Raw genomic sequence first — 15,986 nt, forward strand, 5'->3', positions numbered from 1 at the left:
GGAGTGCCGCGCCGCATCGACCGGCGGAAGACCTAACCCCGCCCACGCTCGAACGAGGGCGTATGGACGAGGATATGCTCGCGGACCAGCGTCGCCTCGTAGAACTCATCGAGGAGGAGGGATGGGACGTCACCGACCTCGAGCTCTCGGCCTACGATAGTCCGTGGGCAGACGAGGACGACCCCGAAGCGACCGTGACGATCACTGCCCGGAAACCGTACGAAGGCGAGGACGACGGCGAAGACGGCGATGACGAGAGTCCGTATCGGCTGAAGTAGCGACGAGCGTCGCGCTGTGAAGCGTGGTCGCCCCGCTTTCGGTTCGCGAAGCGATGACGAGTCACTCATAGAGAGCAGCCGAAAATAGCAGTGGATTTTTCATAACACAAAAGTCATGTACTCGCTACTGGAATCGGAACGAAATGGCTGCAATTGGAATTGGTGCCCCGATTTACGCCGGGATTCAGGCGCTCCTCTCGGGCTACGTGTACCGAGAAGCCAAACACCACGACCGTCGGTCACCGCTGATTCTGGCGGGTACCACGTTCGTTTTCGGCATCGCTGCGGCCATCGTGATGAGCGGGATTCTTCTCGTGTTAGTCGTGCAAGCGATTGCACTCGTCCTGTATCTCGCCGCACAAGCTCGAACCGGATCGCTGGCCGAACCGTGATTCGGGTCAGGCCACGGTTGACTTCCCGCGGTATCAGCGATCGGAACGAACGGGTCCAAGTGGACGGACGATGCGACCCGATTACCCCTTGATGTTACACACGGGGAATGTCCGCGCGACCTTATCCCCAATGCCGAGTTCGTCCGAGACGCGGACGACCTCGTCGACGTCTTTGTAGACGCCCGGCGCTTCCTCAGCGATCGTGGCTCCGGACTGGGCCTTGACGTAGATCGCCTGCTGGTCCTCGAGGTCCTGCTGGACGTCGCCGCCCCAGAACTCGTTTTTCGCCTGGGTGCGGCTCATCAGGCGGCCGGCACCGTGGGCGGTGGAGCCGAAGGTGAGGTCCATCGAGTTCTCGCCGCCCCGGAGGACGTAGCTGCCCGCACCCATGCTGCCGGGAATGATCACTGGCTGGCCGACGTCGCGGTAGGCCTTGGGGACTTCGGGATGGCCGGCGGGGAACGCCCGCGTTGCACCCTTGCGGTGGACGTAGAGTTCGCGCTCGTCGCCGTCCTCGTTCACGACGTGGGTCTCTTTCTTCGCGATGTTGTGGGCCACGTCGTAGAGCAGGTCCATCTCCATTTCCTCCCAGGAACGATCGAAGACGCGCTCGAAGACCTGCCGCGTGCGGTGCATGATCAGCTGCCGGTTGACCCACGCGAAGTTGATCGCCGCGTTCATCGCGCCGTAGTAGTCCTCGGCGAGCTGTGAGCCCGCGGGCGCGGCCGCGAGTTCCTTGTCAGGCAACTGGTCCAGCAGCCCCTTGTGTTGTTGCTCGATCTTCCGCAGATAATCGTTGCAGGTCTGGTGGCCCAGTCCGCGGGAGCCACAGTGGATCAACACGACGATCTGGTCTTCCTCGAGCCCGTAGGCCTCGCCCACGCCCGAATCGAAAACGTCGGTCACGCGCTGGACCTCGAGGAAGTGGTTGCCAGACCCCAGCGATCCGATCTGGTTCTTGCCGCGGTCCTTGGCCTTCTGGCTCACCTTCTCGGGATCGGCACCCTCGCGCATCCCCTCGTCCTCGCAGTGGAGCAAGTCCTCCTCGACGGCGTGGCCGTTCTCCAGCGCCCAGTCGACGCCGCGGGCGAGGATTTCGTCGATCGCGTCGACGCCGGCCTCGACGATTCCGCCGCCGCCGAGCCCTGACGGAATATTGGCGAAGAGCGAGTCGACGAGTTCCTCCTCGTGACCCTGCACCTCGTCGTAGGTCAGGTTCGTCCGCATCATTCGGACGCCGCAATTGATATCGTAGCCGACCGCTCCCGGCGAGATACAACCGTTTTCGGCGTCGAGCGCACCCACACCACCGACCGGGAACCCGTACCCTTGGTGGGTGTCGGGCATACAGATCGCGTGGTTGGTAATGCCGGGCAGGTGCGTCGTGTTTTTGATCTGCTCGAGGGACTTGTCTTCCTTGATCTCCTCGAGCAGCGCTTCACTCGCCAGTACCCGGGCAGGGGCGCGCATATCGCCCTCTTGAGGGATCTCCCAGACGTACTCGCGCACCCGCTCTAACGTGATGCCGTTGGCGTCGAAGGTAGTCATACGTGGAAGTCAGCCCCCAGCGATGAAAGATGTTCGTCTCTCCAGCGTCTGCGATAGTCACTAGCACCGTCAGATCACGATTTCGTCAGTCACGCTCACGCGGAACCTGGTACCGCGTCGGTGCGTTCATCGACCTCGGCGGTCCCGAGCCGTCGATCGACGGCGTAGGGGCCGCTCCCGGTGATGAGCAACACTGACGCAAGCCCGAAGAGGCCGACGTGAGCGAGGACGGGGTCGTCGGGCAGCGCGAAGAGTGTGAGCGTGAACACGCCAATCGCCGTCGCTGCGCTCGTTCGCGTGAAAACCCCGATGACGAGTGCGAGACCGAGGCCGACCTCGGCCAGCCCTGCGCCGAGGGCCCACAGCTCCGGGCTGGCGGGGACGACCGCCGTCAGATCGTACCGGTCCACGACCGCGAGCGCGATGCCGGGTCGCAGGAGTTTCTGGCCGAGGCCGAGGGAGATGAACGTACAGCCGAGGCCGATGCGAACGATCGTCGGCATGAGCGAGCGGTACCTGCGAATCCATCCCTGGAACGCGCGGGCACGGTCGTACACCGGATCGAACCGGCCGTAGACCGTCCCCGATGTCCCGGCGACGTACTGGAGGACGTGGTCCGCGCTCGGACGCCCGCTGCCGAGTAACGCGAGTGCGAGCAGCCCGCCGACGAACTCGAGTTGCAACACGAGAATCGGCCGAAATGCGAGGCCGACGAGGTAGGCAGCGAGCGTGAACATCGCGACGACTCGCGTCGCCAGACCGAAGAGGAGGAAGAAGCCGAGCGTGACCTGCAGGAGCCGGAGTTCGACGTGGAGTGCGGGGCTGATGAAGTAGCCGCTGAACCCGGCACCGATCAACGGAATGCCAAAGGAGATTCGGAGCAGCCAGGGGACGTACTCGGTGTACTCCTGCATGGCAGCCCGGAACGACGCGATGTCCCGGGGCAGCGGACGAACGACGAGATAGATCGCGATCACGACGACGACAGCGACCCCGCCCGCTAGCAGCGGGCCGACGACGAACGGATCGGTCAGCGACTCGGCGAAGAACTCGCCGACAGTGACGTCACGCTCCTCGTCGACAACGTATTCCTCGTGTGCACGGGCCGTTCCGACTGTTCGGAGCAGGAACGCGAGACCGAGCACAACCGTTCCGATGAGTCGCCGGTCTCGAATCCGCTGCGATCTGTCCCCCATCACTGCGACGTACGACCGGCGCAGTGAAAATACGACTGTCCGATAGGGCGAGTACCGTCGTGTTTGCCCCTCGAACGCGTGTCTGGACGACTGCAGTTCGATTCGACTTTAAACGTCGAAGACGACATATGCTTCCCAGTCCTCGTTGCCACCGCCGTCCCCGCCGACGCGCTCGAGACGCATTTCCGAGTACGTCACCGCCTTCACCTCGCGGGCGTCGATCTCGGGAAGCGGGACGCCGCGGGCGCTGGCCTCGAGGGTCCATTCGTCCGATTCGTCGGTCGCGTCCGGTCTCTGGTCCGACGCGGGCGTCTCGATCGACTCCACGAGATGATCGACTGGCAACTCCGCCCGAACGTCTCGCAGGTAGATCAGTTCGTCGAGGTAGTCGAACAACAGTGCTTCGCGGCTCTCGGCCGTCACGGAAAGCGGAAAGCGCTCGCCGGTATCGGCCGGGATTTCGTCGCAGGACGCGGCTGCGAGGCCATCGGCCACCGCCGCGAAGGTCGCCTCGAGCGAGTCACCGGTCGCTGCCACCGCGACGTCGGCAGTGTGGTCGCGCAGTTCGAACCCCATCTGGGAACCCCTTCTCCGGCCGGGGTCCTATGCCCGTCGTTTCGATCGAGTGGGCCCAGAATTTTGTCCGAACAGAATACAAATCAGTCCGGACATGTCGACTACGTCTGACGTTCCCGAGGATCGACTGCCGGTGGAATTATATTGACGACGCTGGTAGGTTGTGGTAGTGAGCGTCAATATCGACAGTCGCGTCGTCGCACCGGGGAGCGACGATTTCGTCGACGACGCCTGGCAGCTCAAGGAGACGATCAATCGTCAGGAGGATGTACTCAAGCAGCGGTACGACTTCTTTACTGACGCGTATCGACGGTCGAAAGTCCACTGTTACGTCCAAGACGACCAACTCATCGGATTCGCCGCCGTTCGACGCGACGGATACATTCTCTTTCTGGCCGTCGATCCCGAGTACCGCAGTGAGGGCATCGGCAAACGACTCGTCGCGCACGTGGCGGACGACCACGACACGATCACGTGTCATGCCCGAACGAGCAACGAGAACGCCCTACAGTTCTACGAACACCTCGGATTCGAGATCAAGCGCCGGATCGACGACTACTACGAGGACGGCGGCGACGCATATTATCTGAAACTCGGTGCCGATGTCGGCATCGCCGACCGGATTTCGGACCTGATTCGACGGTAACAGATGGTTCTGTGGTCTCGGGTCAACGCTCTCACAAGCCCCGGCTACCCGTCGGTATCGTCCCGGACAGTACCGTCGACGAGCACTACGTGACCGTCGATTCGCGTGAATCCGGGTCATCCGCGGACTCGCGTTGATCCGAATTTCCTTCGTCCGTCGACGCTCGAACTGCGCGGAACGTGTTACTCGAAGACGGGAATCCGCCTCACGAGTCCTGCGCGTTCCGCGCCTTCAACCAGTCCTGCACCGATCCCGAATCCGATCAGGTAGACGATTCCGACGATGATGTGGGCTGGACTGTCAAACGGTCCGGCCGTGACCTCACGATAAACGAGCCAGAGCGCGTAGACGAGAAATCCACCACCGACGAAGCGCGTGACTCGAGCCCCGGTCAGTGCTGAGAACGCGCCACCGAAAATCGTACACGTGGCCAGTGAACTGGCGAAGAAAGCCGATTCGCTCCGGTCTACGAGCACGGCCCACAGCCCGCGTCCGGGTATTAGGAGGAGATACGTCACCGCGAACACAAAGAGACCACTGGCCAGGATCTCCCCCACCCCACGCCACGTGGTTTCATACTGATACCTTTCGGGGCATCATATATAATTGGTGGCAATTCTACACGAATCAACCGCACGCGCCACATCTCGAGACCCCTTCCAGCCGGGTCGATCATTCGGCAAGATTATACGCCCCCATCCACGACTACTCGAGTCGTATGGAGGAGCGAACGAGGGCCTATTTGCGGGGGCGATTTCGCGACCATTATCGACGCACAGAGATCACGCCGCCGCCCGCGGCCAACGAACGCGAGTGGGGCTTCATCCCGTGGACGGAGGGCCCCGATACGACGATGGTTCGCCACCGTTCGCTGCTCGAGCTGGGCGATCTCTCGGAGTTTCTCGTCCGAAAGCGCCCGCGACACGTCTACTTCTCCGCCGGCCGGTTTCGCGACCCCGGCGCGAGTTCGATGTCCGAGAAGGAGTGGCAGTCCGCTGATCTCGTCTTCGACCTCGACGCCGACCACCTTCCCAGCGTCACGCTGGGCGAGGACAGCTATGGCGAGATGCTCGCGAAGTGTAAGGATGCCCTGCTCCGGCTGCTCGAGTTTCTCGAGGACGATTTCGCCTTCGAGATTCTCGAGATCGTCTTCTCGGGCGGCCGGGGGTATCACGTCCACGTCCGCGACGAGAACGTCTTACACTTAGAGCGGGAGCACCGCCGCGAGATCGTCGACTACGTCCGCGGCATCGGTCTCGAGTTCGAGGACCTGATCGAGACTGAGACGGTGTCCGGATTGGGACGGAAGACCCCGACAGAGCGCCGTACGCTCCGGATCGAGGGCGGGTGGGGCGCTCGAATTCACGACCACTTCATGGCCTTCGTCGACGAGTTGCTCGAACTCGAGGAGGATGCCGCCCTTGAGCGGCTCCAGTCCTTCGACGGCATCGGCGAGGGGAAGGCCCAGGCCACGCTGAACGCCGCCCGTAATAATCACGAGCAACTCGAGGCGGGCAACGTCACCGTCCACACTGCGATCGCGCAGTTAGCCGAACGGTTCGCAAGTACGGCCGTCGAGCGGGACAACGCGCCCATCGACGAACCTGTCACGACGGACACGAACCGACTGATCCGACTCCCGGGCAGTCTCCACGGCGGGAGCGGGCTGAAAACGGTACGACTCGAGCGCGACGAAATCGCGGACTTCGACCCGCTGGTCGACGCCGTTCCGGAGACGTTCGAGGGCCACGAGATCACGGTCGACGTCAGTGACGGCGGTGAGGTCGAACTTGGAGGAGATACCTTTACGGTCTCGGAGGGAGACCAGTCACTACCAGAGTACGTTGCCGTGTTCCTGATGGCACGCGGCCGCGCCGAGAAGGAGAAAGAATGAATTTAGATGAGCTGCGTTCAGTCCAGAGCAAGGAGCGCCAGAAGGACAGCCTCCAGAATCTGCGCCCCTCGTTCTATCAGGAGGTCGGCGAGTATATCGCCGATCTCGAGGACGAACGCGACCGCGTCGCCGATCAGGCTGACGATCCCTTTTCCTCGCCCGAAGTCGGCCGCCTGACCGACGAAATCGAGACCGCCAAGGACGTCGTCGAAGCGATCTACGAGCGCCGGATGGGCAAACTCGTCAAACAGGCCAGCCTCGCCGCGGCCGGGATGCCGGCCGACGACGAGGGCCTGACCGCCGAGGAAGCCGATCTGTTCGACGATCTCGTCGAGCGGATCGGATCGAACAAGAGCCGCGTCCTCGACGTCCTCGAGGGCGTCGAGGACTCGGTCACCGGTTCGGACGCAGGCGCTGGCGCTGGCTCAACGGCTGCATCCGATACCCCGCCGACCGGTGCGCCCGGTGATATCGAGCCGCGAGCCGAGAATCCGCCGGCCGGCGATGCGACCGCGGATGACACGCCATCGGCACCGTCCGACGCACCCTCGTCGAACGTCGATCCCGTTGCGGAGGATGATGCGCGAGCGAACGACTCGAGTGGCGTCTCCCCTGCCGACGTCATGGGCGGGGACGATCCGTCGGTCGGGGCGACTGATGGGAGCACGGCGGATCGAACCGAGAGTATCGACCCGGCGGACGGACCGCCGGGCCAGCCACCGAGCGAGGGTCCCGGCAATCACGAGGGGAACGCGACTCCCCCGGAGTCCGACACCGGTACCGACCGCCCTGTCGACTCGCCGGCCGCGGAAGGCGACGCCGCTCCAGCGGCCGGCGACGCTCAGGACACGACCGCCGAGATCGATCGCACAACCGTTCGAATCACCAGCGATATCGGCTCCATTCTCGGCGTCGATGACCGGGAGTATACCCTGACGAGCGACGACGTCGTCACGCTGCCAGAACAAAACGCCGCCCCACTCGTCGAGCGAGAGGCCGCCGAACGGCTCGAGTAAGCCGTCTCTCGGCGCTTTATCTCGTTTTCGTCTCCAGTCCGTTGCCGTGTGAAACCGTAACGTATACAGTACCGGTCGCTAACTCGCATGCATGCTCGACGTCGGCGATGAGGCACCCGAGTTCGAACTGCAAAACCAACACGGCGAAACGGTCACCCGCTCCGATTTCGAGGGGCAGCGGCTCGTTATTTATTTCTATCCGCGCGCTAACACGGAGGGCTGTACGACCGAAGCCTGCGGGTTCAACGACACGCTCCCGCGGCTCGAGGACTGCGATGCCACAGTCGTCGGCATTAGCGACGACTCTGTCGACGACATTGCCGACTTCGCCGCAGACTACGACCTCAAGTTCGATCTGCTATCGGACGAGTTCGGCGAGGTCGCGACACTGTACGACTCCTACGGCGAGAAACAGATGTTCGGAAATACCTTCGACGGCGTCTTTCGGAACACCTACGTCGTTGACCCGGACGGGCAGATTGAGGCGGTCTATGAGAGCGTCTCGCCGGACGGCCACGCTGATGAGGTGCTCGCGGCTCTCGAGCCGGCGGACATCACACACTGACGCGGACGCATTCTCTCAGTACGCGGTTTTGCTCGTCCGCGTCCGCTCACGAGTCGGACCCGGATGGGCCGAGCACGCGGACGCGACCGCTATCCGTGACTCGGAGCAGATGATCGTTCAGCGAGAGTTCGACGGTGACGGAACCGTTCCGTCGATCGTCGGTCACAAGCGCGTTGAGGGCTTCCGGGTCGAGATGGTCGTACAGCGTGAATCCGTGTTCGGTCGAACAGTCGATCGGATCGGTATCGAGTGCGGCCGAAATCGCGTACACAACGGCGATGCTGGCCGGCGTCGTGTCGTCGTACGTCCGTTCGGCGAGGAGGGGCCGTTCGCCCGGGGGATCGCGATCGGACCCGGGCATTAGTCGCTCGTCCTCCTGTCTCTCGATCGTCGATCGTCGATCGCCTCGCCACAGTCGATCGGTGGTCCGACCATTACCGATGGTTCCCGATCATTCACTACGAAGCTTTGCCTTGAATAGGAGAGTTCGATCGACGTACCAGCTCTGTCACGATGATCGTCGCACTGGTGTGTCCCGCCCTGTGACTCGAGTATGCACCGATTACTGTCGGATTTTACCGGACTGAAGAAGTGGAATAGCTTTTCCGCGTTTCGTGTCCATCTCTCTTCCACTATGTCTCCCGCAACGAAGGGTCGAATCGATCATGTCTGAAGCCGATGCCGTCGACGCACTGGTGGAGCTAGGGCTTCGAACGTACGAGGCGCAGTGTTTCGTCGCACTCACACAACTCTCGGAGGGGACGGCAAAGGAGATCAGTCAAGTCGCCGATGTCCCCCAATCACGCGTCTACGATGTCGTCGAACAGTTACACCGGATCGGCCTCGTCGATGTCCAGGAGTCGGAGCCGCGCAGATACAGCGTCGTCCCCGTTGCGGTTGCCGGGAAACGACTGCAACAGGAGTATCGCGGCCACCTCGAGACCGCGACCACACATCTACAGGAACTCGAGCAACGGACGACCGACGAAGACGGTGTCTGGAAGGTTGCCAGCGATCAAGACGTACATAACCGGACGGCAGCGGCCATCGAGAACGCCACGAACGAGATCTATCTCCTCGTCGCGGACGAAGAGCTGCTCGAGCCGGCCCTGTTCGAGCGACTCGATGCCGCGCGCAAGCGGTGCGTTGCAGTCTTCGTCGAAGTTCCGTCGGTATCGGCTCGACAGGCCATCCACAATGTCGTCTCGACAGCGAACGTTGCTGTCACCGGTTTCGACTTCGATTCGTACAGCGAAACGGATCGGGAACTCGGTCGACTGCTGTTGGTCGACCGGGAGACGATCGTGTTGAGTGCGCTGACGGAGGGACTCGTCCCGAGCGAAACGACCGAAACGGGGGTCTGGTCCAGCGAGCGAGGTCACGGGCTCGTCGTCTGGCTCCGATATACCCTCGAGGAACGACTGGCAGCGCTCGAGTTCGAAACCGGTGACCCGGTCGGGCCGTACGACCCGAACGCGGAGTGTACGACGTGCGAAGAATGAGTGGCGCAGTTGCAATCGACGAGCCAGCGGTCAGCGCGTGACCGCGGTCGTCGACCTTACTGGAAGGTGCGGCCGAGCTGTTCGTCCTGCCCGGGTTCGGCCTGCTGGAGCTCGCCTTCGAGTTCCTCGTACTGCTCGCGGGTGTCGGGAGAGACGCTCGGGTTGACCTCGTCGAGCGCGTGCTCGAAGTGTTCCTTGCTGATGCGGACGTTGCCGATGGTGTCGCCCATCTCCTCGGAGTCGACCGAGTTGATGAACTCGCGGCTGGCGGCCATCGAAGCCTCGCGACAGACCGCTTCGATGTCGGCACCGACGTAGCCCTCTGTCTTGCCCGCGAGCCACTCAAGGTCGACCGATTCGGCTAGCGGCTTGTCGCGGGTGTGAACATCGAAGATCTTCTTGCGACCGTCCTCGTCGGGAACCGGCACGTGAACGTGACGGTCGAGGCGTCCGGGACGGAGCAGGGCGCTGTCGATCAGGTCCGGCCGGTTGGTCGTGGCGATCACGACGACGTCCTCGAGTTCCTCGAGGCCGTCGAGTTCGGTCAGGAGCTGGGAGACGACGCGTTCACCGACGCCGGAGTCACCCTGGTGCTGGCCGCGTTTGCCTGCGATCGAGTCTATCTCGTCGAAGAAGATCACGGTCGGTGCGTTCGACCGTGCCTTCTCGAAGACCTCTCGGACGCCCTTCTCGGACTCGCCGACGTACTTGTTCAGCAGTTCGGGGCCCTTGATCGAGATGAAGTTCGACTGGGCCTCGTTGGCGACGGCCTTGGCGAGCAGCGTCTTCCCCGTGCCCGGTGGACCGTACATGAGGACGCCCTTGGCGGCCTGCATGTCCATCTGATCGAACACCTCGGGGTAGTCCAGCGGCCACTGGATCGTCTCGCGGAGTTGCTCTTTGGTATTGTCTAGTCCACCGACGTCGTTCCAGGTGACGTCGGGGACCTCGACGAAGACCTCGCGCATCGCGGAGGGCTGGATGCCCTTGAGCGCCTCCTTGAAGTCTCGCTCGCTCACTTCCAGGGAGTCGAGCACGTCGGCGTCGATTTCCTCGGACTCGAGGTCGAGTTCGGGGCGGATGCGACGGAGCGCGTTCATCGCGCTCTCGCGGGCCAGCGACTCGAGGTCGGCACCGACGAAGCCGTGCGTGCTCTCGGCGTACTGATCGAGGTCGATCCCCTCGTCTAAGGGCATCCCGCGGGTGTGGACCTGCAGGATCTCCTTGCGGCCCTCCTTGTCGGGCACGCCGATCTCGATCTCGCGGTCGAAGCGACCGCCGCGGCGGAGCGCTGGATCGATCGCGTCGACACGGTTGGTCGCAGCGATGACTGTCACGCGACCCCGTTCCTCGAGGCCGTCCATCAGGCTGAGAAGTTGGGCGACGACGCGTCGTTCGACGTCACCGCCGGCCTCCTCGCGCTTGGCCGCGATGGAGTCGAGTTCGTCGATGAAGATAATCGAGGGGGCGTTCTCCTCAGCCTCCTCGAAGACCTCGCGGAGCTGTTCCTCGGACTCACCGTAGTACTTCGACATGATCTCCGGGCCGGAGATCGTCTCGAAGTGAGCGTCGATCTCGTTGGCGACGGCCTTGGCCATCAGGGTCTTCCCCGTTCCCGGCGGGCCGTGCAGGAGGACGCCCTTCGGCGGTTCGATCCCCAGCTGCTGGAACAGCTCGGGGTGGCGCATCGGCAGTTCGATCATCTCGCGGACCTGGTCGAGCTCGTCGTCTAAGCCACCGATGTCCTCGTAAGCGACATCCGGGACGCCCTCTGCGGACCCGCTACCGGACTGGACTTGTTCGGCAGGGGTCTCGGAGATTTCGATGCTCGTCGAATCCGTGATGACAACGGTGCCCGACGGCGAGGTGCTCGCAATCTTCAGCGGGACCGACTGGCCGGAACCGGCCATGGGCCCGAACGAGAGCGAGAACGGTACCGTCTGACCCTCGGTGACGGCCTGACCGGAAAGCTTGTCGCGGACGAGCGGACCGATGTCACCGCGGATCCGCAGATTCTGGGGCAAGGCGACGGTGACCGATTTGGCCGGTTTGACATCGGCGGGTTCGATGGTGACACTGTCGTCGATACCGACGTCGGCCTCCTGGCGCAGGCGGCCGTCGATTCGGACGATGCCGCGTCCCTCGTCTTCGGGGTAGCCGGGCCAAACGCGAGCGACGGCCTGACTCTCGCTTTTGCCCTTGATGACGATGTAGTCCCCGTTCTCGAGGTCGAGTTCGTTCATGGAGACACGATCGATCGCGGCCAGTCCGCGACCGGCGTCCTTTTGTTTAAGTGGTTTGACAGTAAGTTTCATAGTTCCTCCTCCAGTTCGATAGTGAGAACGCCGTTTTTGATAAACGTGTGCGGGTTCTCGGTATCTGCAGGGAGTTCGATCTCGTACTGGTCATCGGCGATGACGACGATAACAGTACCGTCGACGATGTCGACCGATGCGTCGGCCTCCTCGGTACCGAAGTCGACAGCCATCACTGTGCTGTCGTCGTATTCGTATCGACGAGCCACCTGTCCCTCTTCGGGGGTGAATTGTTCGGGAGTCATGCTGTAACTAACCCAAGGTAAGCGCCGAAAATATATAAGCCTTTCGGCGGCTAATCGCATGAAGGCAGCGTACTAGATGAGAAGATGATTGTTCGTAGTTCACGGTTTCGATCACCGCGGACGCTCGTCCGGGAACGGTACCGCGGAGTTCGGTCGGACAGATCATAGCCCCGCTGCTGGCGTTCTCCGGTTGCTGTCGAATCGAGTCTTTATGCCCGTCCCCGGTGTGGCGTTCCGTATGGAAATGGTACCACACCACGGCCGGGAGACGGCATACGATGTCGTCGACCGAGGCGGGGACGGACCGCCGATCTGTTGCGTCCACGGGAGCGGGGGATCGCGCGACGTCTGGGCAGGCCAGCGGCCGCTCGCGGACGCTCATCCAATCGTCACGATCGATCTCAGCGGCCACGGTGACTCGGACAATATCGATGCGAGCGCCGGCTACTCGACGCTGTCGGCCTACGCCGACGACGTGCTGGCCGTCGTCGAAGCGACGGATTCGGAGGTCCTCGTCGGCAACTCGCTGGGCGGTGCCGTCGTCCTCCAGATCCTAATCGAGCGCGAGTTTAACCCCGAAGCGGCCGTGCTGACGGGAACCGGTGCGCGACTCGGCGTGCTCGAGGACCTGCTGGCATGGCTCAAGTCCGACTTCGAGCGGGCGGTCGAGTTCCTCCATGGCCCGGATCGGCTCTTTCACGACCCCAATCCGGAGCTCCGAGAGCGATCGATGGAACGGATGTACGACACCGGACAGGCGGTCACGCGCCGGGATTTCCTGACCTGCCACGAGTTCGACGTCCGCGATCGCATCGATTCGATCGACATCCCTACCCTCGCGGTGTACGGAGAGTACGACCAACTGACGCCGCCGTGGTTCCACGAGTATCTCGCCGACGAAATCGACGGAGCCGGCATCGCCGAAATCGAGGATGCTGCCCATCTGGCGATGGTCGAGCAACCGGCCGCGTTCAACGGCGTCGTCGAGGAATTCCTGGCGGGAATCGCCAGGGATCGAAACCGAGACTGGTACTGAGAGCTGGCGAAAAACGGCTGCCGCAACGAGGTGGCGATTCGAACGCCGCGGGACTACCTGCGCTGCTCGAGGGAGACAAACGAATCCGTGGTCGCAGTGATCCACTGTGCCGACACTATCTCCTCGCTGATTTCCTCCGGGAACATCGTACAGACCGCCACGTCCGCCTGTTCGACGGTGACGTGCTGTAGCCGCGATGGACGATCGGTAGGCGACCCGAACTCAGGAGACGTCTCGGTCGACGGTTCTGACATGATATCGGTCCTCCGCGTTGTCTTCGAGGTACTCCAGCACGATATATAAACTCCCCCGCTAAATCCGGCGGATGCCGATATCGTATAGTCGGTTGCTATAGTAGCCTCTGGCTCGAGTCGACATCCCTTTTGGACGACCGCCGGTCGAAGATCCGCCTCGAATGCTCCCGACTGAAAGACGGGACCACGCTCGAGGGGACGATTCGCAACGACGCTCGAGATACTCTCTGCCGCGACCGTCAGCCGATCAATAGATGTCGTCGAGGTCGCTCTCCTCGTGGCTGTGTTCCTCGGCGGGGAACTCACCGGACTCGACTGCCGACACGTACTCCCCAACCGCGGACTCCATCTCGGCGCGGACGTTCCCGAACTGCGTCGAGAACGAGGGCGACCACTCGCTCAACCCGATCGCGTCGTCGACCACGAGTACCTGCCCGTCACAGTCCGGTCCGGCACCGATTCCGATCGTCGGGATGTCCAGTGCCGCGGTCACGTCGGCCGCGAGATTCGACGGGACGTGCTCCAAGACTAGCGAGAACGCACCGGCGTCCTCGTGGGCCTCGGCTAACTCGAGGATACGTTCCGCGGCCGCCTGATCCGTCCCCTGTCGGGGATAGCCGCCGTACTGATTAACGTGCTGGGGAGTCAGCCCGAGGTGGGCCATCACCGGAATCCCGAGTTGGACCAGTTTCTCGGTTAGGTCGACGGTGTGAGGACCACACTCGAGTTTGACCGCGTGGGCGTCTTCCTCCTTGAGCATCCGGCCCGCGTTCTCGAGGCTGGCTGCTTCGTCGATCCCGACCGAGAGGAAGGGCATATCGGCGACGATGAGGGCGTCGTCGGTCGCTCGCGCGACCGCGCCGGTGTGACGAGCCATGTCGTCGACTGTCACTGGAAGGGTGTTTTCGTAGCCCAGGCTGGCGTTGCCGAGGCTGTCCCCGACGAGAATGACGTCGACGCCGGCTTCGTCGACGATCGACGCTGTGGGCGCGTCGTAGGCCGTCAACATCGTGATCGGTTCCTCGCCCGCGTTCGCCCGGAGATCCCGCACGGTAGGCATACACACAGGTTAGTACCCCATGATTAAACCTCGTTGTGCTTCGGCAACCGTTCCCGCGTCTCGACGCCCCTCGCGTTCGTGTCTCTCGCGCGGACCCGGCGCGCTTAAGAGGGATCGGTCGCCATACTCACGCGTGCCTGAACGCGTCGGAACGACCTCGCCCGACGGGGTCGACTATGGCTGGGTAATGCAGACGACCTTCGTCGCCACCATCCTCGTTGGAGCGCCGCTGGTCGCCGCCCTGTCGACGACCGCGACCCTCCCCACGTGGGCCGACCGCGTCGAGTTCGCGATCCGGGTCGGCGCTCCCATCTGGTTGGTCACGTCGATCGTCGTCTTTGCGTACGCCAAACGAAAACAGACGTAGTCGACTCAGTCACTCGAGCAGGAGTTCGGACTCAGACACCGGACGGTCCCTCGCCGACGTACTCGAAATCGATTCCCGCACGTTCTGCAGCCTGCTGATCCCGCGCGGAGTCACCGATGAACAGCGCCCGTTCGGGCTCGGCCCCGAGTTCGCGGACGGTCGCGAGCAGCGGTTCCGGATCCGGCTTCCGCGTCGCGACCGTATCGCGACCGACGATGGCGTCGACCACCGTCGCCAGCGCGTGTTCCTCGAGCGCGATCCGACACGCCTGCTCGCAGTTCAGCGAGCAGACGCCTGCCGGCAGCGACTGCTCGAGCAATTCGTCGGCGTGGGCAAGTCGGCTCGAGGTTCGCGCACCGTCGTATTCGTGGGCCGCGATGGCCGACTCCACCTCGGCGGCCAGTCCGACGTCGTCCGCGGCCTCAAGCATGTCCCAGAGGCCGTCACTTGGCGGTTCGACGTTCGCGCTGTCGTACACCTCGCGGACGTCGACGGCGACGGCGTTCCAGTCGACGTCGAGGTCGACGAGGGTTCCGTCCAGATCGTAGACGACGGCGTCGTACTCGGTCATACGGCTCGATAGGGAGAGGACGGATTAGTGACTTCGGTCTCCGGCAGCGTCCGGCCCGTGGCTCGTTCACTCCGTCGACTCCGACGAACTGAGCGACGGCCAGACGACGTGGCGAGCCGCCGATGCGAGTGCTGTCCCCCACAGAAACGCGATCGCGAAATGCAGAAACGTCGAGATGTGGTCTCTCGGGAGCAACAGCCAGAGGAGGACAGTCACACCGCCGACTGTCGCGATTCCCACGACCGTCGCGAGCGCGTCGTCCTGCGGGCCGAGTTGAGCGCCGGACAGCGTGAGACTGACTACGGCCCCGACGATCAATCCGAGCCCGACGGCCGCCACTGTCGCTTCGATCGAGGCGATTTCCCGGCTGGGTTCCGTCAGCAACAGAATCGGCGTCAGAGCGGTCGCATAGAGGAGTTGCCAGAGAGCACGCGACCGGTCGTTCGAGCCGGGGACAGATGAGTTATAAACGGGTATGTCGACCATAGAAACATCCCTCAGCCGGAGCGTAAATAGGTTCCTGCG

20 protein-coding genes are annotated in these 15,986 nt (G+C 63.0%); 9 read left to right on the plus strand and 11 right to left on the minus strand.

The features are described 5' to 3' along the window. Positions 1-62 precede the first annotated feature (62 nt). Entirely contained in the window at positions 63-278 is a 216-nt protein-coding gene (locus K6I40_RS08720; RefSeq protein WP_222918655.1) for a hypothetical protein, read from the plus strand. 143 nt (positions 279-421) lie between these two features. Beyond that, complete coding sequence (locus K6I40_RS08725; RefSeq protein WP_222918656.1) at positions 422-670, plus strand: sporulation control protein; 249 nt, start codon at positions 422-424, stop codon at positions 668-670. Positions 671-751: 81 nt separating this feature from the next. Here the strand turns inward: K6I40_RS08725 and K6I40_RS08730 are convergent, their stop codons facing one another. From K6I40_RS08730 to K6I40_RS08740, 3 genes are all read right to left on the minus strand, one after another. Beyond that, positions 752-2,218, minus strand: coding sequence for an RtcB family protein (locus K6I40_RS08730; RefSeq protein ID WP_222918657.1), 1,467 nt, complete (start codon positions 2,216-2,218; stop codon positions 752-754). A 95-nt stretch (positions 2,219-2,313) separates the two neighbouring features. Continuing rightward, positions 2,314-3,414 carry a DoxX family protein gene (locus K6I40_RS08735; protein ID WP_222918658.1) on the minus strand — a complete coding sequence of 367 codons (1,101 nt, stop codon included), beginning with the start codon at positions 3,412-3,414 and terminating at the stop codon, positions 2,314-2,316. Between the two features lie 108 nt (positions 3,415-3,522). Next, the gene (locus K6I40_RS08740; protein WP_222918659.1) at positions 3,523-3,990 is read right to left on the minus strand and encodes an archease; all 468 of its coding nucleotides are present in this window, start codon (positions 3,988-3,990) and stop codon (positions 3,523-3,525) included. A gap of 169 nt (positions 3,991-4,159) precedes the next feature. Here K6I40_RS08740 and K6I40_RS08745 point away from each other — a divergent pair, with 169 nt between their 5' ends. Further along, on the plus strand, positions 4,160-4,636 hold the full coding sequence (locus K6I40_RS08745) for an N-acetyltransferase (RefSeq protein ID WP_222918660.1): 477 nt from the start codon (positions 4,160-4,162) through the stop codon (positions 4,634-4,636). 182 nt (positions 4,637-4,818) lie between these two features. On the opposite strand, the gene K6I40_RS08750 is transcribed toward K6I40_RS08745, so the two are convergent. Continuing rightward, a complete protein-coding gene (locus K6I40_RS08750) occupies positions 4,819-5,193 on the minus strand; it encodes an MFS transporter (protein ID WP_222918661.1) in 375 nt (124 codons plus the stop codon). A gap of 161 nt (positions 5,194-5,354) precedes the next feature. Here K6I40_RS08750 and priS point away from each other — a divergent pair, with 161 nt between their 5' ends. The 3 genes from priS to bcp all read left to right on the plus strand — a co-directional run bounded on the left by priS (position 5,355) and on the right by bcp (position 8,111). Beyond that, positions 5,355-6,530: a DNA primase small subunit PriS gene (priS, locus tag K6I40_RS08755; RefSeq protein WP_222918662.1), complete on the plus strand. Its 1,176-nt coding sequence runs from the start codon at positions 5,355-5,357 to the stop codon at positions 6,528-6,530. Further along, complete coding sequence (locus K6I40_RS08760; protein WP_222918663.1) at positions 6,527-7,546, plus strand: hypothetical protein; 1,020 nt, start codon at positions 6,527-6,529, stop codon at positions 7,544-7,546. Before priS ends, K6I40_RS08760 begins: the two co-directional genes overlap by 4 nt. Positions 7,547-7,637: 91 nt before the next feature. Then, positions 7,638-8,111, plus strand: a complete 474-nt coding sequence (gene bcp, locus K6I40_RS08765) for a thioredoxin-dependent thiol peroxidase (protein WP_222918664.1) — start codon at positions 7,638-7,640, stop codon at positions 8,109-8,111. Between the two features lie 46 nt (positions 8,112-8,157). Here bcp and K6I40_RS08770 read toward each other — a convergent pair whose 3' ends face one another. After that, positions 8,158-8,472 (minus strand): HalOD1 output domain-containing protein, encoded by a 315-nt coding sequence (locus K6I40_RS08770; RefSeq protein WP_222918665.1) that lies wholly within the window; start codon positions 8,470-8,472, stop codon positions 8,158-8,160. A 304-nt stretch (positions 8,473-8,776) separates the two neighbouring features. Between K6I40_RS08770 and K6I40_RS08775 the strand changes: the two genes are divergently transcribed. After that, entirely contained in the window at positions 8,777-9,613 is an 837-nt protein-coding gene (locus K6I40_RS08775) for a helix-turn-helix domain-containing protein (protein WP_222918666.1), read from the plus strand. Positions 9,614-9,669: 56 nt separating this feature from the next. On the opposite strand, the gene K6I40_RS08780 is transcribed toward K6I40_RS08775, so the two are convergent. Next, a complete protein-coding gene (locus K6I40_RS08780) occupies positions 9,670-11,928 on the minus strand; it encodes a CDC48 family AAA ATPase (RefSeq protein WP_222918667.1) in 2,259 nt (752 codons plus the stop codon). Beyond that, positions 11,925-12,173: an Hsp20/alpha crystallin family protein gene (locus tag K6I40_RS08785; RefSeq protein WP_222918668.1), complete on the minus strand. Its 249-nt coding sequence runs from the start codon at positions 12,171-12,173 to the stop codon at positions 11,925-11,927. Before K6I40_RS08785 ends, K6I40_RS08780 begins: the two co-directional genes overlap by 4 nt. Before the next feature lie 238 nt (positions 12,174-12,411). Between K6I40_RS08785 and K6I40_RS08790 the strand changes: the two genes are divergently transcribed. After that, positions 12,412-13,209, plus strand: a complete 798-nt coding sequence (locus K6I40_RS08790; RefSeq protein WP_222918669.1) for an alpha/beta hydrolase — start codon at positions 12,412-12,414, stop codon at positions 13,207-13,209. A gap of 53 nt (positions 13,210-13,262) precedes the next feature. Here the strand turns inward: K6I40_RS08790 and K6I40_RS08795 are convergent, their stop codons facing one another. Next, entirely contained in the window at positions 13,263-13,463 is a 201-nt protein-coding gene (locus tag K6I40_RS08795; protein WP_222918670.1) for a hypothetical protein, read from the minus strand. A gap of 247 nt (positions 13,464-13,710) precedes the next feature. Then, the gene (panB, locus tag K6I40_RS08800) at positions 13,711-14,523 is read right to left on the minus strand and encodes a 3-methyl-2-oxobutanoate hydroxymethyltransferase (RefSeq protein WP_222918671.1); all 813 of its coding nucleotides are present in this window, start codon (positions 14,521-14,523) and stop codon (positions 13,711-13,713) included. Between the two features lie 133 nt (positions 14,524-14,656). Here panB and K6I40_RS08805 point away from each other — a divergent pair, with 133 nt between their 5' ends. Further along, positions 14,657-14,890, plus strand: a complete 234-nt coding sequence (locus K6I40_RS08805; protein WP_222918672.1) for a DUF5822 domain-containing protein — start codon at positions 14,657-14,659, stop codon at positions 14,888-14,890. 31 nt (positions 14,891-14,921) lie between these two features. Here K6I40_RS08805 and K6I40_RS08810 read toward each other — a convergent pair whose 3' ends face one another. Both K6I40_RS08810 and K6I40_RS08815 read right to left on the minus strand, forming a co-directional pair. Then, positions 14,922-15,461 carry an HAD family hydrolase gene (locus K6I40_RS08810; RefSeq protein WP_222918673.1) on the minus strand — a complete coding sequence of 180 codons (540 nt, stop codon included), beginning with the start codon at positions 15,459-15,461 and terminating at the stop codon, positions 14,922-14,924. Positions 15,462-15,527: 66 nt separating this feature from the next. After that, the gene (locus K6I40_RS08815; protein WP_222918674.1) at positions 15,528-15,947 is read right to left on the minus strand and encodes a hypothetical protein; all 420 of its coding nucleotides are present in this window, start codon (positions 15,945-15,947) and stop codon (positions 15,528-15,530) included. Between the last annotated feature and the right edge of the window lie 39 nt (positions 15,948-15,986).

Source organism: Natrinema sp. SYSU A 869 (assembly GCF_019879105.1).
Classification (GTDB): domain Archaea; phylum Halobacteriota; class Halobacteria; order Halobacteriales; family Natrialbaceae; genus Natrinema.